We start from the raw sequence: 19,064 nt of genomic DNA on the forward strand, positions 1-19,064 counted from the left end.
TAATCGTCGGCAGCGTCAGATGTGTATAAGAGACAGCGCTCCCACATTGAAATGCATTCCAAATGTGGGAGCGAGCTTGCTCGCGAAAGCGCTAGAACATTCCTACACAACAGGCACTGGACAGACGCCCAACATCGGCAGATTATTTGCCGCGCCAAACCCACTCAATCCAGAGAACCCTCATGAGCAAAAAGCCAGCAAAGCATGGCCCCAACAAGGCCAAATCCATCGTCGCCCAGCCCTTGTTCCGCAGCCGCCAGGAACGACCAGCCAAGGGCAAAGGCAGCTACCGCCGCGAAGCCTTCCGGTCTGACAACCGGGAGGCTTTTTACTTTCTGGCTGCCTGAAGCGCACTACCCCTCGCTCATGTTAAGGTCTGCACCTGATTCGTTTCCCTGGAACTGTGCATGCCCCCAAGTCTTTCCCGTCGTTGGCCCGTGCGCCAATTGATCGCTGCCTCCAGCTTCATTCTGCTTGTCGCCTGCGCGGAAAAACCCACCGCCGCCGATGCACAACCGCTTCAAGCCGCCCCGGTCACCACAGCCCCAGCGATTATTCCGCCGGTAGTGCCGTCCGCCGACCCGCTCGATATTCAACCGACCCAGACCTTTGCCGAATGGCAGGCGGGCTTCCGCAAGGACGCCCTCGCCGCCGGGATTCGCCCCGAGCTGTTCGATCAGGCATTTGCCAACATCAGCTTCGACGCCAGCGTGATCCGTGCCGATCGCAGTCAGCCGGAGTTTTCCCGCCCGGTGTGGGAATATCTCGATGGTGCGCTGTCGCCATTGCGCGTCCGCAAGGGCCAGGCGTTGATCAATCAGTACGCCGACATTCTGCAAAGCATCGAGCAGCGTTATGGCGTTGATCGCCAGGCGCTGGTGTCGGTGTGGGGCATGGAAAGCAATTTCGGTCAGTTTCAGGGCAGCAAGTCGGTGATCAACTCGCTGGCCACCCTCGCCTACGAGGGGCGTCGTCCGGGCTTTGCTCACGCGCAATTGATTGCCGCGCTGCAGATTCTGCAACAGGGCGATATCACCCCGGAGAAGATGCTCGGTTCCTGGGCCGGCGCGATGGGCCAGACCCAGTTCATTCCGACCACTTACAACACCCACGCCGTGGACTTTGACGGTGACGGTCGCCGCGACATCTGGGGCAGCCCGGCCGATGCGCTGGCCTCGACCGCCCATTACCTGCAAAGCTCGGGCTGGCAGCGTGGCCAGCCGTGGGGTTTCGAAGTGCAATTGCCGAGCGGCTTCAACTACACCCTGGCCGATGGCGCGATTCGCAAAAGCGTCGCCGAATGGCGGCAACTGGGCGTGAACCTGCCCAATGGCGCGCAGGTGCCGGCCGGTTCCGAACAACTGTCCGCCGCCCTGCTGCTGCCGGCCGGTTATCGCGGCCCGGCGTTCCTGATCCTCGACAACTTCCGGGCGATTCTCAAGTACAACAATTCGTCGTCGTATGCGCTGGCGGTGAGCCTGTTGTCCGAGCGCTTTGAAGGCGCGGGCCTGATCAATGGCGACTGGCCGAAAGATGATCTGCCGCTGAGCCGCACCGAGCGCATCGAACTGCAGACGCTATTGAGCGCGCGTAATTACGACGCCGGCACAGCGGACGGGATTATCGGCGCCAATACCCGCAAGGCCATTCGCAGTGCCCAGCAGGCGCTGGGCTGGCCGGCGGATGGCTATCCGACGCACAAGTTGCTTGAGAGCCTGCGCGCTCAATAAAAGCTTCGCGGGCAAGCCCGCTCCCACAGGGGTTCTGGTTGAAACACAATTGTGTATTCGACTCAAAGCCTGTGGGAGCGGGCTTGCCCGCGATGACTGAATATCACGCGACCAATTTCTAGACTTTGATCACCACATCCTGCTCCAGCAGCAACTCCTGCTTCCCTGCATCCAGGCGCACCAGCGCGCCCAACGGCAGCGTCAGGTTCGGGTCGCAATGGCCACTGCGCCAGCCCGACAGCACCGGAATCCGCAACGGCTCAAAGGTTTGCTTGAGCAGGCGATTCAGCGCGTCGACCTCCACCCCGGCGATATCACCGACCAGCACACCGCGCAGTCGGGCCAGCTTGCCGGCCAGACGCATCTGGGTCAGCAGGCGATCAATGCGATACAGCGGCTCGTTGATGTCCTCGATGAACAGAACTGCGCCTTCGACATCAATCTCGTAGGGCGTGCCGAGGGTTGCAGCAATCATCGCCAGATTGCCGCCGAGCAAACGCCCGTGAGCGATGCCCGGTTCGACGGTTGATAACGGATAAGCCGCCGGATGGCTCAGTACACTCCCTGACTTCAGTTGCCCGCGCAGCATGGCGAAGAATGACGTGACGGTCGGCGGCTCCTTGTCGCCGAGCAGGTCGGCATTGAGCAGCGGGCCGTGAAAGGTCACAAACCCGGCGTAGCGACTGATGGCCAGGTGCAGCGCGGTGATGTCGCTATAGCCGACAAACGGCTTGGCATGCCGGCTGAGCAGGTCGTAATCGATTCGGTCCAGCAGACGCGGGGTGCCGTAGCCGCCGCGCAGGCAAATGATCGCGTCGACTTCGGGGTCAGCGAACGCCGCGTGCAGATCGCGCAGGCGTACGTCGTCACTGCCGGCCAGGTAGCCGTCCTTCTCATAGACACCCGGAAACACCTTCAGCCCATAGCCGCGCGCGCGCATCCATTGCAGCGCTTTTTCAGTGTCTAGGGCGCCGGGGCCGGCAGGCGCGATGACGCCAATCGTCCCTTCGGAGGGCAGTGCCGGTACGGGTCGGTGGGCAATCAGGGTGTGGCTCGGTCGAACGGTCATCCTTGGGCTCCAGCGGTAAAGTCATGCACACACAGTAGTCAGCTGAAGAGACAAACAAAAGCCCCTTGTCTCAGGCAAAAAAATGCCCGCCGAGGAACCGTCCTCGGCGGGCATTTTTACATCAGCAGTGAATCAGGAACCCAGCAGCTCGGCCTTGACCAGCTTCGCCTGCTCGTCGGCGTGGTACGAGGAACGTACCAGCGGGCCCGAAGCGACGTTCTTGAAGCCCATCTTGTAACCTTCTTCGGCGAACCAGGCGAAGGTGTCCGGGTGCACGAAACGCTGCACCGGCAAGTGACTGCGCGACGGTTGCAGGTATTGACCGAGGGTCAGCATGTCGATGTCGTGTTCGCGCATGCGCTTCATGACTTCGATGACTTCCTCGTCGGTCTCGCCCAGACCCAGCATCAGGCCGGACTTGGTCGGAATGTGCGGCATCATCTGCTTGAAGCGTTGCAGCAGGGTCAGCGACCACTGGTAATCCGAGCCCGGACGCGCAGCCTTGTACAGGCGCGGCACGGTTTCCAGATTGTGGTTGAACACATCCGGCGGCTCGGCAGCGGTGATTTCCAGGGCGATGTCCATGCGCCCACGGTAGTCCGGGACCAGGGTCTCGAGCTGCACGTTTGGCGACAGTTTGCGGATTTCGCGGATGCAATCGGCAAAGTGTTGTGCACCGCCGTCACGCAGGTCGTCACGGTCAACCGACGTGATCACCACGTATTTGAGCTTGAGGTCGGCGATGGCGATGGCCAGGCTTTCCGGCTCGTTGACGTCCAGTGGCTTCGGACGACCGTGGCCAACGTCGCAGAACGGGCAGCGACGAGTGCAGATGTCGCCCATGATCATGAAGGTTGCGGTGCCGCCGGAGAAGCATTCGCCGAGGTTCGGGCAGGACGCTTCTTCGCAGACACTGTGCAGCTTGTGCTTGCGCAGCAGGCTCTTGATGCGATCGACTTCCGGCGAAACCGGGATGCGCACGCGGATCCAGTCGGGTTTCTTCGGCAGTTCGGTGGTCGGAATGATCTTGACCGGGATGCGTGCAACCTTCTCGGCGCCGCGCAGCTTGACGCCGGCTTCAACCTTGGGACGCGGGGCCGGGCGCTCGGTCACGTCGAGCGTCGGGATCATGGTTTGCACTGCATCAGTAGTCATATCAGTCGATTCCGCCCGTGAGGGTCGTCTGCTCAGCATAGTCGAGGTGTTTGACGAGCTGCGCGCGCAGCCGGGCACTTACCTCGGCAAATTCAATCGATCCTGCGTGATCGCTCAGCTGGGTCATGGCCAGCCCGGCGTAACCGCAGGGATTAATCCGTCGAAACGGTTCCAGGTTCATATCCACGTTCAGGGCCAGGCCATGAAAGGAACAACCGTGGCGAATGCGCAAACCCAGAGAAGCGATTTTCGCTCCATCGACGTATACGCCGGGAGCATCTGGCTTGGCGGCGGCGGTGACGCCGTAGCTGGCCAGCAGTTCGATCAGGCAGGCTTCCATGCGGCTGACCAGATCACGCACGCCGAAACCCAGCTTGCGTACATCCAGTAACAGATAAGCCACCAGTTGCCCGGGGCCATGATAAGTCACTTGGCCGCCACGATCGACCTGCACCACCGGAATATCTCCCGGCAGCAACAGGTGTTCAGCCTTGCCGGCCTGGCCCTGGGTGAACACCGGCGGGTGTTCGACGAGCCAGATTTCGTCGGCGGCAGCATTGCCGCGTTCGTTGGTAAAGCGCTGCATGGCATGCCAGACCGGCTCGTAAGCCATCTGGCCCAGCTCGCGAAAGCCCAGCGTGCCGTGCATCACAACACCATGTGCACGATGCCGGAAGCCCGCAGTTCGCTGTTGATGTTGTACAGCTGATCCTGGTCGGTGGCGACGATGTGCAACTGGATGGTGGTGTATTTGCCGTTGCTGCTTTGACGCTCGTCGATGCGCTCATCATTGATGGTCGCGTGTTTCAGGACGATCGCGATGATCTTGTCCTTGTTGCCAACACCCGTATCACTGATCACCTTGATCGGATAATCGGTCTGGGGAAATTCGATCTTTGGCGCCTTTACTTCGGTATCGGTCATGGCGTAACGGCCTCTAGAGTGCAAGCCGTGGTAACGCACATGGCCCCGCACCGGATCGGGGCGGGGCCATGCAGGTCAACACAAAATCAGTTGAACAAGCCGTAGAAGAATAGACGGATGCTATCCCACATGCGGCGGAAGATACCACCCTCCTCGACGCCGTCCAGAGCGATCAGGTCGGCGCTGTGCACTACCTTGTCTTCCAGTTTGACTTCGACTTTACCGATCACGTCGCCCTTGGCGATTGGCGCAACCAGTTGCGGGTTCATGGTCATGCTGGCAGCGAGCTTCTTCAGCTGGCCTTTTGGCAGAGTCATGGTCAGGTCTTGCGCCAGGCCGGCCTTGACCTGGCTGGTGGTGCCTTTCCATACCGGCGCCTGCGCCAGTTCAGTGCCCTTCTGGTAGAAGGTCTGGGTTTCGAAGAAGCGGAAACCGTAGGTCAGCAGCTTCTGGGTTTCAGCGGCGCGGGCCACTTCGCTGTTGGTGCCGAACACCACGGCGATAAGGCGCTGGCCATCACGTACAGCCGAAGACACCATGCAGTAGCCGGCTTCGTCGGTGTGGCCGGTTTTCAGACCGTCAACGGTCTTGTCGCGCCACAGCAGCAGGTTGCGGTTAGGCTGTTTGATGCCGTTCCAGAAGAACTCTTTCTGCGAGTAGATCGCATAGTGAGCCGGGTCTTCGTGGATGATCGCACGGGCCAGAATCGCCATGTCGTGCGCCGACGAGTAGTGCTCAGGGTTTGGCAGACCGGTCGGGTTCATGAAGTGGGTATTGGTCATGCCCAGTTCGGTGACGGTCTTGTTCATCAGATCGGCGAAGGCGTCTTCGCTGCCGGCGATGTGCTCGGCCAGGGCGACGCTGGCGTCGTTACCGGACTGGATGATGATGCCGTGCAGCAGGTCGCTGACAGTGACCTGCGAACCGACCTTGATGAACATCCGCGAACCGCCGGTGCGCCAGGCGTTTTCGCTGACGGTCACCGGATCGTTTTCACCGATCTGGCCGCGACGGATTTCCAGGGTCGCGATGTACGCGGTCATCAGCTTGGTCAGGCTGGCCGGTGGCAGACGCTGGTCGCCGTTGTTTTCGACCAGCACGTTGCCGCTGCTGGCATCCATCAGAACATAGGCCTTGGCGGCCAGTTGCGGTGGCGACGGCATCATCTCGGCCGCGAAGGCGGCTGGCGAGAGGAGCAGCGGGACTAGCAGACACAGGCGTTTGGCAAAGGTGGTGATGTTCATCCGTCTCTCGAAATCGCTAATGGAAACTTGCCCGAAGGCAAAACTTATTCAGACAGCCTTCTAACGGGCCATCGCGTGTTCAGTTGCTCACTCCAGTCACCCTTGCCGGGCTTTTGTTCTTCGACGAGCCAACAACCTGGTTCACCCCCCGAATACCGCAAGTGAACCGTCAATCAAGGTCTACGTGTTACTCGGTGACCACGCTGGGCGAACCCAGATTGGCCAGCCGCACACTGTTCTGCACCTGGGCGATCTCACCCGGCGAGCCGATCGGCCCCAGGCGTACCCGGTGCAGGGTCTGCTGATTGCGCACGATCGAGCTGATGAACACCGGCGCGCTCACCATCCCGCTGAGCTTCGACCTCAGCAGTTCGGCAGCGTCCGGGTTGGCGAACGCGCCCACCTGCAGATACTGGCCAGACGCTGGTGCAGAAGCGTTTTTTTTTGCATCGATCTGCACTGGCACCACGGCCGCGGCGTGTTGCTGCGGCGGCGGCGTCCATTGCTCGACGGTGCCGGCCGACGCCGTAATCACTGGCGCGCTATTCTGCGCCACTTGCGGCTCATTGAGCATCAGCGGCGCCGGACGGCCCTTGGCCGCCCACCACTGCTGCGGATCGATGCCTTCGACCTTGACCCGCGCGGTGCCGGTTTCGGCATAGCCGAGCTTCTTCGCCGCTGCGTAGGACAAGTCGATGATGCGATCGGAGTAGAACGGCCCACGGTCGTTGACGCGCAGGATCACGGTCTTGTTGTTGTCCAGGTTGGTCACCCGAACGTAACTTGGCAGCGGCAAGGTCTTGTGCGCGGCACTCATGCCGTACAGGTCATACACTTCGCCGTTGGCGGTGTTCTGGCCATGGAACTTGGTGCCGTACCAGGACGCTGTGCCCGAAGCCACGTAGGTCTTGGATTCCTGCAACGGAAAATAGGTCTTGCCCAGCACGGTGTACGGGTTGGCCTTGTACGGGCCGGTGTGCAGGGTCGGTGTCGCATCCGGGATGCGCGAAACATCGACATCCCACCACGGCGCGCCGTCTTTGTGCGCGCGGTTGATGTCCAGGCCCGGTTGGGCGCGGACAGCGGTGGACGGGGTTTTCTGCGTCGGTGTACGGCTGGTCGTGCAACTGGCGACCAGGACTGCCAACGCAGCGAAAGCCACCAGCTTCAGGGGTTTATTGTTAGGCAATGCCTGCATTACTTGACGCCCCGTGCTTGTACCAGCTGTTCAGACAGTTGATGTACGGCCATGGCGTACATCACGCTGCGGTTATAACGCGTGATCGCGTAGAAATTCTGCAGGCCCATCCAGTATTCAGGGCCGTTGTCGCCTTCGAGGCGAAATGCGGTAACCGGCATATCATCGCGCAGCGCATCATGACTTGACCAGCCCAGCGCCCGCAACTCTGCGACCGTCTTCACCGGTTCGATACCGGTGGTCAGGCCTTCATCGGCCTGCTCGCCGCGCACATCGGCGCGGCTGACCACCGGCTCGCCGGCGACCCAGCCGTGACGCTTGAAGTAGCTGGCGACGCTGCCAATCGCATCGTCCGGGTTGTTCCAGATATTGATGTGGCCATCACCGTCGAAGTCCACCGCGTAGGCGCGAAAGCTGCTCGGCATGAACTGCGGCAGGCCCATGGCCCCGGCGTACGAGCCTTTCAGGGTCAGCGGGTCGACCTGCTCTTCACGGGCCAGCAGGAGGAACTCACGCAGTTCCTTGCGGAAAAATTCGGCACGGGGAGGATAGTCGAAGCCGAGGGTCGATAAAGCATCGATCACGCGGAAATTACCGGTATTACGTCCGAAAAAGGTCTCGACGCCGATGATCGACACGATCACTTGTGCCGGCACGCCGTATTCCTGCTCGGCACGGGCCAGGGTCGCCTCGTGCTGACGCCAGAAATCGACACCCCGGGCGATGCGCGCGTCAGTGATGAACATCGGGCGATATTCATTCCACTGCTTGACCCGTTCGGCGGGTTTGGAGATGGCGTCGAGAATCGACTGCTTGCGTTGCGCCTCGCGGAACACACCCATCAGTTGTTCACCGGCGAAACCGTAGTCGCGGGTCATTTCGCCGACGAATTCGGCCACCTGCGGCGAGCCTTCATAGTCGCCGGCCAGCGCTTCCTGCACGCTCCCCAGCAGGCCCATCAGGCCAACCAGCGGCGCGCATCGAGTCGCCCAGCCACGCATTACTTGCATTGCACTCTTCACCTTATTCAAACCTGTGCGATCCACTTGCGATGGGTATGGATCGACATCAAAACCCCAAACGCTGACAGCAGCGTCACCAGCGAAGTTCCTCCGTAGCTAATGAACGGCAACGGCACCCCCACGACCGGCAACAGGCCACTGACCATACCGATGTTGACGAAAACGTAAACAAAAAAAGTCATGGTCAACGCGCCAGCGAGCAATTTGCCGAACAGCGTTTGCGCCTGAGCGGTGATCACCAGCCCGCGACCGATCAACAACAGATAGATCAGCAGCAGCGCGCAAATCCCCACCAGACCGAACTCTTCACCAAGCACGGCGATGATGAAGTCGGTGTGGCTTTCCGGCAGAAAGTCCAGGTGCGACTGGGTGCCGAGCAGCCAGCCTTTGCCGAATACGCCACCGGAACCGATCGCGGCTTTGGACTGGATGATGTTCCAGCCGGTACCGAGCGGATCGCTTTCCGGGTCGAGGAAAGTCAGGACCCGCTGCTTCTGATAGTCGTGCATGACGAAGAACCACATCGCCACCGATACCGGCACCGCCGCCGCCAGCACGCTGAGAATCCAGCGCCAGCGCAGGCCGCCCATGAACAGCACGAAGGCGCCACCGGCGAGAATCAGCAGCGAGGTACCGAGATCCGGCTGGCGCACGATCAGAATGAACGGCACGCCGATCAGCATCAGGCTGATGCCGACGTGCTTGAGCTGCGGCGGCAGCGTGCGTTTGGACAGGTACCAGGCGATGGTTGCCGGCATCAGGATCTTCATGAATTCCGAGGGCTGGAAGCGGATCACCCCGGGGATGTTGATCCAGCGCGTGGCGCCCATGGCGTTGTGACCCATGATGTCGACGACGATCAGCAAGACCACGCCGATCACGTAACCGAGCGGCACCCAACGCGCCATGAAACGCGGCTCGAACTGGGCGATGACGATCATTGCCACCAGGCCGATGCCGAACGACGTGGCCTGCTTGCCGAGCAGATCCCAGCTCTTGCCGCTGGCCGAATACAGCACGAACAGGCTGCCGGCGGCGAGGATCAGCAACAGGATCAACAGCGGGCCATCGATATGCAATCTTTGCAGCAACGTCGCGCGGCGACGCATCACATCCTCGCTGGAGAGCATGCGATCGAAATTATTCATCACGGGCCGGGGCCTCCGCAGTGATAGGGCTGGCGTACTCGGCTTTCAGGTGGCCGTCCTGGTCGAGCAACCAGGCGTCCATGACCTGGCGCACCACTGGCGCGGCAACGCCGGAACCGGACTCTCCGTTCTCGACCATCACCGACACGACGATTTTCGGATCATCGGCCGGGGCGAAGCCGACGAACAGGGCGTGGTCGCGGTGGCGTTCCTGGACCTTGGAGCGGTCGTATTTCTCGCCCTGCTTGATCGCCACCACCTGCGCGGTACCGGACTTGCCGGCGATGCGGTATTGCGCGCCGATCGCCGCTTTGCGCGCGGTGCCACGGGCACCGTGCATCACCTGCTGCATGCCGTGGTTGACCTTGTTCCAGTCGGACGGGTCGCGCAGGACGATGTTCGGCATCGGGTTTTCATCCACCGGCTTCACCCCGTCGAGGGACTTGGCCAGGTGCGGACGGTTCCAGATGCCTTTGTTGGCCACCAGCGCCGTGGCCTGGGCCAGTTGCAGTGGCGTCGACTGCATGTAGCCCTGGCCGATCCCGAGAATCAGGGTTTCGCCGGGGAACCACGCCTGTTTGCGCGTCGCCCGTTTCCATTCGCGCGACGGCATCAGGCCGGGGGATTCTTCGAACATGTCCAGCGAGACCTTCTGGCCGATGCCGAACTTGTTCATATAGGTCGACAGCCGATCGATGCCGAGCTTGTGCGCCAGGTCATAGAAGTAGGTGTCGTTGGACCGCATGATCGCCGTGTCGAGGTCGACGAAGCCGTCACCGGTACGGTTCCAGTTGCGATACTTGTGGTCGTAGTTGGGCAGCATGTAATAGCCCGGGTCGAACACCCGGCTCGAAGCCGTGACCACGCCGGCGTCAAGACCGGCAATCGCTACCGCCGGTTTGATCGTCGAGCCCGGCGGGTACAGACCGCGCAGCACGCGGTTGAACAACGGCCGGTCGATGGAATCACGCAACTCGGCGTAGGCCTTGAAGCTGATGCCGGTGACGAACAGGTTGGGGTCGAAACTCGGCTGACTGACCATCGCCAGCACTTCACCAGTCTTCGGATCGAGCGCCACCACCGCGCCACGTCGCCCGCCCAGCGCGGCCTCGGCGGCTTCCTGCAACTTGATGTCGAGGCTCAGGACGATGTCCTTGCCGGGAATCGGATCGGTGCGCTTGAGCACCCGCAACACGCGGCCACGGGCGTTGGTCTCGACTTCCTCGTAACCGACCTGACCGTGCAATTCCGGCTCGTAGAACCGCTCGATGCCGGTCTTGCCGATGTGGTGGGTGCCGCTGTAGTTGACCGGATCCAGTGACTTCAGCTCTTTCTCGTTGATCCGCCCCATGTAGCCCACCGAGTGCGCAAAGTGCGCGCCCTGCGGGTAATGCCGGACCAGTTGCGCGACCACTTCCACCCCGGGCAGGCGGAACTGGTTCACCGCGATGCGGGCGATCTGCTCTTCGGTCAGCTCGAACAGGATCGGCACCGGCTCGAACGGCCGACGCCCCTGCCGCATGCGTTTCTCGAAGATCACCCGGTCCTCGGGCGTCAGCTCCAGCACCTCGACGATGACGTCGAGCACCTGTTGCCAATCGCCGGAGCGCTCGCGGGTCATGCTCAGGCTGAAGCTCGGCCGGTTGTCGGCCACGACCACGCCGTTGCGGTCGAAAATCAGCCCGCGCGTCGGCGGAATCGGCTGCACGTGGACGCGGTTGTTTTCCGACAGGGTCGAGTGGTACTCGTACTGGATCACCTGCAGGTAATACAGACGCGCGATCAACACACAGATCAGCGCCACAATCACGATCGCACCGAACACGACACGGCTGCGCACCAGACGGGCGTCCTTTTCGTGGTCCTTGATGCGGATCGGCTGAGACATGAGGGCAGGCTTACTTGTGGTAAGGGTGGCCGGACAACACGGTCCAGGCACGGTACAACTGTTCGCCGATCAGGATCCGCACCAGCGGGTGCGGCAAGGTCAGCGGCGACAACGACCAGCGCTGGTCAGCGCGGGCACAGACTTCCGGTGCCAGCCCTTCCGGGCCGCCGACCATGAAGTTGACCGTGCGCGAATCCAGGCGCCAGCGATCGAGTTCGACCGCCAGTTGCTCGGTGCTCCACGGCTTGCCGTGAACCTCCAGCGTGACGATCCGCTCGTTGTGCCCGACCTTGGCCAGCATGGCTTCGCCTTCCTGGCGGATGAAACGGGCCACGTCGGCATTCTTGCCACGGGTATTGAGCGGAATTTCCACCAGTTCCAGCGCCAGCTCGGACGGAAGACGCTTGGCATATTCATGCCAGCCTTCTTCCACCCACTTGGGCATGCGTGAACCGACGGCGATCAGGCGCAGTCGCACAGCGATCCCTTAGAACTGGTCTTTGTTGAGCTTGGTGAAATGCTCGTGGGTGTTTTCCGGGCTGTGGTGCTTGGCATCGGCCGCACGGCTTTGCTCGGCACCGGCCCACAGGCGCTCCAGGTCGTAGAACTGACGCGCCGAGGCAGTCATCATGTGCACGATCACCAGATCGAGGTCGAGCAGAACCCAGTCGCTGTCGCCCTTGCCTTCTTCGCCCAGCGGCTTGGCGCCCTGCTTCTTCACTTCCTCGCGGACCTTGTCCAGCATCGCGTTGATCTGGCGATTGGAGGTACCGGTGGCGATGATCATGTAGTCAGTGATGCTCTGCTTGTCGCGCACATCAATGATCTGGATGTCCTGGGCCTTGACGTCTTCCAGCGCAGCGACGGCAATCTTGACCAGTTCGTCGCCCTTGAGCGGCTCGTTGGTGTTGACGGCTTCCGGCAGTGGTGCGCTCTTGAACGTGCCTTTGCGCTTTACTTTCGGTAGATCTTTATCAGTCATATGTAACTCGTTTTGCTCATGTATTCGGCGGCTTGGGGATACGGTGATCCGTATCGGTGAAGCGCGCCTTGTTCAGTTCGACGCACGGTACAGACCGTGCGCATCGATGTAGGCCAGGACCGCGTCGGGCACCAGGAAACGTACCGACTTACCGCTGGCCAGCAGTTGACGGATCTGGGTGGCGGAAACCGCGAGCGGTGTCTGCCAGACGAATGCAATCTGTCCGCTCGGCCCTTTCAGGGCCAGCGGGTCGCTCACCGAACGCGCTGCCAGCAGGTTGCGCAAGGCATCCGGCGGTTCGCTGTCGGCGTCCGGGCGCTGTAGCACCAGGATGTGGCAATGCTGGAGCAACTCTTCCCAGCGGTGCCAAGTGGGCAGGCCGCAAAATGCGTCCCAGCCCAAAAGCAGAAAAACCTGGGTCTCGGCGGGCATCTCTGCGCGCAGCGACTCCAGGGTATCGATGGTCCAGGACGGTTTGTCCCGCTGCAATTCGCGGGCGTCCACCACCAGCGGCGGCAATCCGGCCACCGCGCACTCGACCATCGCCAGCCGATCCTGCGCCGACACCTGCGGCGTCCCGCGATGTGGCGGGCGCGCGTTCGGCATCAGGCGCAACTCGTCCAGCGCCAGCGCTTCGACAACTTCCAGTGCGCCACGCAAATGGCCGATGTGCACCGGGTCGAACGTACCGCCCAGCACGCCAATGCGTTGCGGGCGCGACTCGCTGCCGGTGTGCGGCGCTGTCAGGTCGAGGTCGGTCAAGTCAGACCGTCGCCTGGCCGCGCAACTGGCCATCACCGACCACGATGTACTTCTCGCAGGTCAGCCCCTCGAGCCCGACCGGGCCGCGGGCGTGCAGCTTATCAGTAGAAATGCCGATCTCGGCACCCAATCCGTATTCAAATCCATCGGCAAAGCAGGTCGGCGTGTTGATCATCACCGAGGCCGAGTCGACTTCCGCCACGAACCGGCGGGTGTCGGCGAGGTTTTCGCTGACGATCGAGTCGGTGTGATGGGAGCCGTAATGGTTGATGTGTTCGATCGCCTGCTCCAGACCGCCGACCACGCGGATCGACAGAATCGGCGCCAGGTACTCGGTGTGCCAGTCGTCTTCGCTGGCCGCGACCGCTTCGATGATCGCCCGGGTGCGCTCGCAACCGCGCAATTCAACGCCTTTTTCGCGGAACTGCGCAGCCATCGACGGCAGGAAATCCCTGGCAACAGCCTGATCGACCAGCAGGGTTTCCATCGCGCCGCAGATGCCATAACGATAGGTCTTGGCGTTGAAAGCGATGCGCTGGGCTTTGGCCAGATCGGCGTGTTCGCTGACGTAAACGTGGCAGATGCCGTCCAGATGCTTGATCACCGGCACGCGGGCATCGCGGCTGATGCGTTCGATCAGGCCACGACCGCCACGGGGCACGATGACGTCGACGTATTCCGGCATGCTGATCATCGCGCCGACGGCGGCACGGTCAGTGGTTTCGACCACTTGCACCACGGCGGCGGGCAGTTCGGCTTCGGCCAGACCGCGCTGAATGCACGCGGCAATCGCGCGATTGGAATGAATCGCCTCGGAGCCGCCGCGCAGGATGGTCGCGTTGCCGGACTTCAGGCACAGGCTGGCGGCATCGATGGTCACGTTCGGACGGGATTCGTAGATGATCCCGATCACGCCCAGCGGCACGCGCATCTTGCCGACCTGAATGCCCGACGGACGGAAGCTCATGTCGCGGATCGCGCCGACCGGATCCGCCAGTGCAGCGACCTGACGCAAGCCGACGATCATGCCGTCGATGCGTGCCGGGGTCAGTTCCAGACGTTCCAGCAGCGCCGGCTCCAGACCGCTGGCGCGACCGGCAGCCAGATCCAGCTCATTGGCTGCGGCCAGCTCGGCGCGTGCAGCATCCAGAGCATTGGCGGCAGCCTGCAAGGCGCGGTTTTTCTGCGCGGTGCTGGCGCGACCGATGACCCGGGAGGCAGCGCGGGCGGCGCGACCCAATCGGGTCATGTAGTCAAGAACGGACTCAGTCATGGTCTGCTGGGGTCTTGGCAAAGAGGAAAGCGGCAGATTATAGCTGTCGCGTCCCGGGACTAACAGCGGTGACGGGCGGATGGTCGAAATGAGCTGCGTTTGCCCGTCGTTCAGACGTAATTAAGCTCAGCGTTGTTATCATCACGACCTCTTGAGCCTGGATAAACCTTGCCCATCATGACCAACGTGCCCCTTTGCCCCGAGTCCGCGCACCTGCCCGTGGGCCTGCCGGACAGTTTTTTCGACCGCGACGCCCAGGTTCTGGCGCAGGCGCTGCTCGGCAAAGTCATCCGCCATCGCGTCGGTGACCTGTGGCTGAGTGCGCGAATCATCGAGACCGAAGCCTATTACTTCGCGGAAAAAGGCAGTCATGCCTCGCTCGGTTACACAGAAAAGCGTAAGGCTTTGTTTCTGAATGGCGGCCACATCTATATGTATTACGCCCGCGGCGGTGATTCGCTGAACTTCAGTGCGCAAGGTCCGGGCAATGCCGTGCTGATCAAATCCGCCTATCCGTGGGTCGACGAAGTCAGCGGCCCGGCGAGCCTGGCGCAGATGCTGCTGAACAATCCCGATGCTCAGGGGCGACCGCGGCCGACGCAGAAGCTCTGCGCCGGGCAGACGTTGTTGTGCAAGGCATTGGGTTTGAAAGTACCGATGTGGGACGCCAAGCGTTTCGATCATGAATTGCTGCTGGTCGAAGATACGGGGCCGGCACCCTCGCAGATTATTCAAACCACCCGGCTGGGCATCCCGCTGGGCCGTGACGAACACCTGATGTATCGCTTCGTTGACGCTGCGTATGCGCAATGGTGCACGCGGAACCCGCTGCGACGGGGTCAGGTCGAAGGCCGGGATTATATTTTACTTCCCGTAACCGACGCCGAATCCGTCAATGAATGATGTCTCCCCCTGTGGGAGCGAGCCTGCTCGCGAAGGGGTCGTGCCAGCCAACGCTTCTATCGTCTGACACAGCGCATTCGCGAGCAGGCTCGCTCCCACAGGTCAGCAGTCCACCGCGTAACAATTACTTAAAGAATGAATGGAGTTTTTCTGTATGGGCCCATGGCTCGATAGCATCACCGGATGGCTCGGCGCCAATCCGCAGTGGCTGGCCGCAGCGGTGTTCATCGTGGCGTGCGTGGAATGTCTGGCGATCGCCGGGCTGATCGTGCCGGGCACGGTGTTGCTGTTTGCCGTGGCGGTGCTGGCCGGCAGCGGCGCGCTGTCATTGAGCGAAACGCTGCTGCTGGGCTTTCTTGGCGGCATTCTTGGCGACCTGATTTCCTACTTCCTCGGCCGCCATTTCCACCAGAACATCCGCCGCCTCCCCGGGCTACGCCATCACCCGGAATGGATGGCCGGCGCCGAGTCGTACTTCCAGCGCTATGGCATCGCCAGCCTGCTGGTCGGGCGTTTCATCGGCCCGCTGCGGCCGATGCTGCCGATGGTCGCCGGGATGTGCGACATGCCGTTCCCGCGTTTCTTCGCCGTCAGCCTGCTGGCCGCTGCTGGCTGGAGCCTGGCTTATCTGTTGCCGGGCTGGGCCACGGGCGCGGCGTTCCGCCTGCCATTGCCTGAAGGTTTCTGGCTCGAAGCCGGAATTGTCGCGGCCAGCATCGCGGTGATGGTCGGCCTGAGCGTCAACAGCAGCGTGCGTCGTCATCGTCGGGCGACGATCTGGATCGGCGGCATGAGCCTGTTGATCCTGATCGGGCTGTTTATCGGCTATCCATACCTCACCGCGCTCGACAACGGTGTGATGACTCTGGTGCAGGAACATCGCCAGCCAGCGCTGGACGAAATCGCCGTGACGCTGACCCTGATCGGCGAATTCCGCAACATGCTGCTGTTCAGCGCCCTGCTCGTCATATTGCTGTTGCTGTGCAAGCAGTGGCGCCAGGCAGTGTTCGCGGGCGCCACCATGCTGATCACCGCCATGGCCAACACCGGCACCAAGTATTTTTTCGCCCGGGTACGCCCGGAAGTGCTCAGCGATCCACTGACCACCTACAGCATGCCCAGCGGCCATGCTTCTGGCGCATTCGCCCTGTTCCTGACGCTGGGTGTCCTGGCCGGACGCGGGCAGCCGCCACGCATGCGCCTGACCTGGCTGCTGATTGCCTGCATCCCGGCATTCTCCATTGCTTTGTCGCGGGTCTATCTCGGCGCGCACTGGCCAACCGACATATTGGCCGGTGCAATGCTTGCCAGTTGCGTCTGCGCCGCGATGCTGTGGTCAAACCAGCGGCAGGCGCCGCTCAACGCCATGCCTTTCAAGATCTGGTGGCTGATCCTGCCGTCCATGGTCGCGCTGTTCGGATTCTTCGTTATGCGCCACTTGCCACATACATTGTTGCGTTACGCCTACTAAAACAGGCAATTTACAAGCGACATTTCTTATACGCCGCTCTTTCGGAACATTCCGACAAGAGCGGCGCTTGCAACCTACGCAAAATTCCTCCCTCCCGGTTAACTTTCCTGGTTATAAAACCGACATTTCCGCATTCTCGATCGACGCAAAACTAGCGTTACACATTCAAGTTGAAACATGCCTGCTCAGTGTTTCGCGCTTTTGAAAAACCGTTAGATTGATGGGCCCGACTCGGTCATTTGCTGGCTATCCATATCTATTCAAACCATGCATTGAAGTTCTGCCGAGTCATACAACAATCCATTTTTTATCGAGTCTTTCATGAGTCCAAAAATACCCCGCAAGACGTCAGTCACAACCACGCATCAACCTGATGCAAACGTGCCAACGCCACATCGGCCCATGTTTGATGTCAGCAGCATTGAAATATCGCCAAGAGCCGGCATCCCCGATCTTGCGCTGCACAGTACCAACTTCGACAGCGCCCTTGCCGATGCGAATCCGCGGTTGCCTGCGGTTGAAATCTTTCAGTTACCGGCACACAGCGCCTATCGCTCGGAACATTCCACTTCAATAAACGATTACTGGTTATCGGAGACCTTTGTGCGTGGAATGCAGCCTGCCGACAATGATGGATTTCGCTGGATCGTTGGCAGAAAGTTCGCAGACGTCGAATATCAGGGAGCTCTGCAAACCACGCATGTGGGTGAGGATGAAACCGGCGCATTGCGCAGCAAGTTACTCACCGAGCGCGTTCCCTCCGGACCGCGCCTGTACAAAAACGCAGACAGCCCCACCTGGCGCCTGACCGAACAACCCGCGCCAAAGCGACCGCGCCTCGCCCCCGTGACAATACCCATCAATCAAAGTCGTTACAGCCCATCCTGGCGTTCGCCGGATGCTCAGGGCTATTACGAAATGAATCCGCTATTTGGCTCACGCAAAGACAACATGCTGTTCGCCTTCCGGGATTCATATGGCAATTACATAGCGGTTGATCCTCCAGCGGGTGGATTCGCAGCGTCGCCGCTCCACCTCAAACAGTGGACCGATCATGAGATATGGCAGCTATATGGGCTACAGGGCGAGGACATCGCGCGCTTTCGTGTCGAAGCCCAGGCCACCGGCACGCCGCCACAGTGGGCACACCCCACAACCACGGAAAATCCGCGAACCGATCTGCTGCGCGACTCGTTGCGCTGGCTGCACCCGCAGATGGGCTTTGCCGAGCGCGAAGCCTTTCTGCAATCGTTCAATCTGCTGCCCAGGCAACTGTCGCGTTTGCAGCAGGAAATGGCCAGCCATCTGACGCTTCCGGCGTGGGCATTGGCGCACAAGCGCTTGCTGGAGGACGTCAGCAACCCGCAACGCTTCGACCAGTTTGCCGCCGATGCGCTCGAGCAGCTCAACCTCAAGCGCAATGCCCGCCACGATTGGTACGACGCAGAAAACAGCCTGACCCCCGAGGTGCGCGAAGCGCTGTTGAAACAGCTCGGTTATCTGCGCAACAAGAACAACTGCCTGTACCGCACGGACATTCCGGCGCTGTTTCGCGGTGACGAGCGCACGCCGTTCGAGCTGGCGAACGACGGCACCATGCTGCCGCGCTATCACCACGAACCCGGCGCGACCACACACAAGCCGATCAGCGCGACGTTCAGTCTCCAGGCAGGACAGGGATATGCCCGCGCCCCCGATCCCGAATACCTGCGTTTCAACAGCCAGACCCATAAATACCCGGGACGCGACACGGGCGACAGCGGTTCGGAAAGCGGCGCAAGCGACGCCAGTGATACACCGAGTGACTCCTCGTCAGACTGGTCGGATCCTGACAGCCCTGTGGCATGGGATCACGATCGCGGCTACCGGTCCACGCGCACACGGCAGACGGAAATGTTTCTCTACGCGCTCGACACGCGCGATCTGGAGGTCGTCCCCCACGAAGAAAACATGATGTTCAATTCCGCTGCGCGTGACACCCCGCCGACCTGGTTCCCCTCCGACGATTTCGAAGGGCTGATCTCGGTCACGCGCAGCGGAGTTTCAGCCGAGCGTGTCTGGTTACTGAACACAGACCTGACCAAGGGCGCCAGGGTCGAAGACATCAAAGAGCAGGCTGGGGCAAACGCTGATCGCATCGAAGCGGCCACCCATGCCGGGCACTCCAACCGGTTCGAATACGACCAGTTGATCGACCAGGTGGAGGCGGCGGGCCTGCCGATACTCAGGCTCTCAGGCAACAAGGACGAGTTTGCCCATGACATCGCCTGGCCCGAACTTCAGATGCTCAAGTAA

Annotated in this window: 18 protein-coding genes; 5 read left to right on the top strand and 13 right to left on the bottom strand. The window is 61.3% G+C overall.

What is annotated here, in order from left to right; genetic code table 11:
* Positions 1-182 precede the first annotated feature (182 nt).
* The gene (arfA, locus tag OK411_RS24555) at positions 183-347 is read left to right on the top strand and encodes an alternative ribosome rescue factor ArfA (protein WP_016773035.1); all 165 of its coding nucleotides are present in this window, start codon (positions 183-185) and stop codon (positions 345-347) included.
* Positions 348-407: 60 nt separating this feature from the next.
* Positions 408-1,730: a lytic murein transglycosylase gene (locus OK411_RS24560; RefSeq protein WP_016773034.1), complete on the top strand. Its 1,323-nt coding sequence runs from the start codon at positions 408-410 to the stop codon at positions 1,728-1,730.
* 118 nt (positions 1,731-1,848) lie between these two features.
* On the opposite strand, the gene OK411_RS24565 is transcribed toward OK411_RS24560, so the two are convergent.
* From OK411_RS24565 to OK411_RS24625, 13 genes are all read right to left on the bottom strand, one after another.
* On the bottom strand, positions 1,849-2,799 hold the full coding sequence (locus tag OK411_RS24565; RefSeq protein WP_110602897.1) for a S66 peptidase family protein: 951 nt from the start codon (positions 2,797-2,799) through the stop codon (positions 1,849-1,851).
* Between the two features lie 132 nt (positions 2,800-2,931).
* On the bottom strand, positions 2,932-3,930 hold the full coding sequence (gene lipA / locus OK411_RS24570) for a lipoyl synthase (protein ID WP_160768663.1): 999 nt from the start codon (positions 3,928-3,930) through the stop codon (positions 2,932-2,934).
* Between the two features lie 25 nt (positions 3,931-3,955).
* Positions 3,956-4,603: a lipoyl(octanoyl) transferase LipB gene (gene lipB, locus OK411_RS24575; RefSeq protein WP_024014445.1), complete on the bottom strand. Its 648-nt coding sequence runs from the start codon at positions 4,601-4,603 to the stop codon at positions 3,956-3,958.
* Positions 4,603-4,878, bottom strand: coding sequence for a DUF493 domain-containing protein (locus OK411_RS24580; protein ID WP_024014446.1), 276 nt, complete (start codon positions 4,876-4,878; stop codon positions 4,603-4,605). The genes lipB and OK411_RS24580 overlap by 1 nt, the downstream gene beginning before the upstream one ends.
* A gap of 86 nt (positions 4,879-4,964) precedes the next feature.
* On the bottom strand, positions 4,965-6,122 hold the full coding sequence (locus tag OK411_RS24585; RefSeq protein WP_016773028.1) for a D-alanyl-D-alanine carboxypeptidase family protein: 1,158 nt from the start codon (positions 6,120-6,122) through the stop codon (positions 4,965-4,967).
* Positions 6,123-6,309: 187 nt separating this feature from the next.
* The gene (locus OK411_RS24590) at positions 6,310-7,320 is read right to left on the bottom strand and encodes a septal ring lytic transglycosylase RlpA family protein (protein WP_016773027.1); all 1,011 of its coding nucleotides are present in this window, start codon (positions 7,318-7,320) and stop codon (positions 6,310-6,312) included.
* Positions 7,320-8,330 (bottom strand): lytic murein transglycosylase B, encoded by a 1,011-nt coding sequence (gene mltB / locus OK411_RS24595; protein WP_110602899.1) that lies wholly within the window; start codon positions 8,328-8,330, stop codon positions 7,320-7,322. Before mltB ends, OK411_RS24590 begins: the two co-directional genes overlap by 1 nt.
* A 17-nt stretch (positions 8,331-8,347) precedes the next feature.
* Positions 8,348-9,451 (bottom strand): rod shape-determining protein RodA, encoded by a 1,104-nt coding sequence (rodA, locus tag OK411_RS24600; protein WP_051600793.1) that lies wholly within the window; start codon positions 9,449-9,451, stop codon positions 8,348-8,350.
* A gap of 31 nt (positions 9,452-9,482) precedes the next feature.
* Positions 9,483-11,378 (bottom strand): penicillin-binding protein 2, encoded by a 1,896-nt coding sequence (mrdA, locus tag OK411_RS24605; RefSeq protein WP_071173699.1) that lies wholly within the window; start codon positions 11,376-11,378, stop codon positions 9,483-9,485.
* A gap of 10 nt (positions 11,379-11,388) precedes the next feature.
* A complete protein-coding gene (gene rlmH, locus OK411_RS24610; RefSeq protein WP_011063671.1) occupies positions 11,389-11,856 on the bottom strand; it encodes a 23S rRNA (pseudouridine(1915)-N(3))-methyltransferase RlmH in 468 nt (155 codons plus the stop codon).
* 9 nt (positions 11,857-11,865) lie between these two features.
* A complete protein-coding gene (rsfS, locus tag OK411_RS24615; RefSeq protein ID WP_016773024.1) occupies positions 11,866-12,360 on the bottom strand; it encodes a ribosome silencing factor in 495 nt (164 codons plus the stop codon).
* A 72-nt stretch (positions 12,361-12,432) separates the two neighbouring features.
* Positions 12,433-13,155 carry a nicotinate-nucleotide adenylyltransferase gene (gene nadD, locus OK411_RS24620; RefSeq protein ID WP_024014451.1) on the bottom strand — a complete coding sequence of 241 codons (723 nt, stop codon included), beginning with the start codon at positions 13,153-13,155 and terminating at the stop codon, positions 12,433-12,435.
* Positions 13,124-14,395: a glutamate-5-semialdehyde dehydrogenase gene (locus tag OK411_RS24625; RefSeq protein ID WP_264365814.1), complete on the bottom strand. Its 1,272-nt coding sequence runs from the start codon at positions 14,393-14,395 to the stop codon at positions 13,124-13,126. Before OK411_RS24625 ends, nadD begins: the two co-directional genes overlap by 32 nt.
* Positions 14,396-14,572: 177 nt before the next feature.
* On the opposite strand from OK411_RS24625, the gene OK411_RS24630 reads away from it, so the two are divergent.
* The 3 genes from OK411_RS24630 (at position 14,573) to OK411_RS24645 (ending at position 19,064) form a co-directional block, all read left to right on the top strand.
* Positions 14,573-15,298, top strand: a complete 726-nt coding sequence (locus OK411_RS24630) for a DNA-3-methyladenine glycosylase (RefSeq protein ID WP_264365815.1) — start codon at positions 14,573-14,575, stop codon at positions 15,296-15,298.
* A gap of 154 nt (positions 15,299-15,452) precedes the next feature.
* A complete protein-coding gene (locus tag OK411_RS24640) occupies positions 15,453-16,769 on the top strand; it encodes a bifunctional DedA family/phosphatase PAP2 family protein (RefSeq protein ID WP_016773020.1) in 1,317 nt (438 codons plus the stop codon).
* Between the two features lie 321 nt (positions 16,770-17,090).
* Entirely contained in the window at positions 17,091-19,064 is a 1,974-nt protein-coding gene (locus OK411_RS24645) for a hypothetical protein (protein ID WP_217878878.1), read from the top strand.

It is taken from the genome of Pseudomonas sp. RG1, from assembly GCF_025910115.1.
Lineage (GTDB): Bacteria > Pseudomonadota > Gammaproteobacteria > Pseudomonadales > Pseudomonadaceae > Aquipseudomonas > Aquipseudomonas atacamensis.

Coding starts and splice junctions, on each gene's coding strand:
- OK411_RS24580 (WP_024014446.1), bottom strand. CDS start 4,878: ATGACCGATACCGAAGTAAAGGCGCCAAAGATCGAATTTCCCCAGACC.
- lipA (WP_160768663.1), bottom strand. CDS start 3,930: ATGATCCCGACGCTCGACGTGACCGAGCGCCCGGCCCCGCGTCCCAAG.
- OK411_RS24560 (WP_016773034.1), top strand. CDS start 408: ATGCCCCCAAGTCTTTCCCGTCGTTGGCCCGTGCGCCAATTGATCGCT.
- lipB (WP_024014445.1), bottom strand. CDS start 4,603: ATGCACGGCACGCTGGGCTTTCGCGAGCTGGGCCAGATGGCTTACGAG.
- OK411_RS24640 (WP_016773020.1), top strand. CDS start 15,453: ATGGGCCCATGGCTCGATAGCATCACCGGATGGCTCGGCGCCAATCCG.
- OK411_RS24565 (WP_110602897.1), bottom strand. CDS start 2,799: ATGACCGTTCGACCGAGCCACACCCTGATTGCCCACCGACCCGTACCG.
- OK411_RS24590 (WP_016773027.1), bottom strand. CDS start 7,320: ATGCAGGCATTGCCTAACAATAAACCCCTGAAGCTGGTGGCTTTCGCT.
- rsfS (WP_016773024.1), bottom strand. CDS start 12,360: ATGACTGATAAAGATCTACCGAAAGTAAAGCGCAAAGGCACGTTCAAG.
- mltB (WP_110602899.1), bottom strand. CDS start 8,330: ATGCAAGTAATGCGTGGCTGGGCGACTCGATGCGCGCCGCTGGTTGGC.
- OK411_RS24645 (WP_217878878.1), top strand. CDS start 17,091: ATGAGTCCAAAAATACCCCGCAAGACGTCAGTCACAACCACGCATCAA.
- OK411_RS24585 (WP_016773028.1), bottom strand. CDS start 6,122: ATGAACATCACCACCTTTGCCAAACGCCTGTGTCTGCTAGTCCCGCTG.
- mrdA (WP_071173699.1), bottom strand. CDS start 11,378: ATGTCTCAGCCGATCCGCATCAAGGACCACGAAAAGGACGCCCGTCTG.
- OK411_RS24625 (WP_264365814.1), bottom strand. CDS start 14,395: ATGACTGAGTCCGTTCTTGACTACATGACCCGATTGGGTCGCGCCGCC.
- arfA (WP_016773035.1), top strand. CDS start 183: ATGAGCAAAAAGCCAGCAAAGCATGGCCCCAACAAGGCCAAATCCATC.
- nadD (WP_024014451.1), bottom strand. CDS start 13,155: ATGGCCAGTTGCGCGGCCAGGCGACGGTCTGACTTGACCGACCTCGAC.
- rodA (WP_051600793.1), bottom strand. CDS start 9,451: ATGCGTCGCCGCGCGACGTTGCTGCAAAGATTGCATATCGATGGCCCG.
- OK411_RS24630 (WP_264365815.1), top strand. CDS start 14,573: ATGACCAACGTGCCCCTTTGCCCCGAGTCCGCGCACCTGCCCGTGGGC.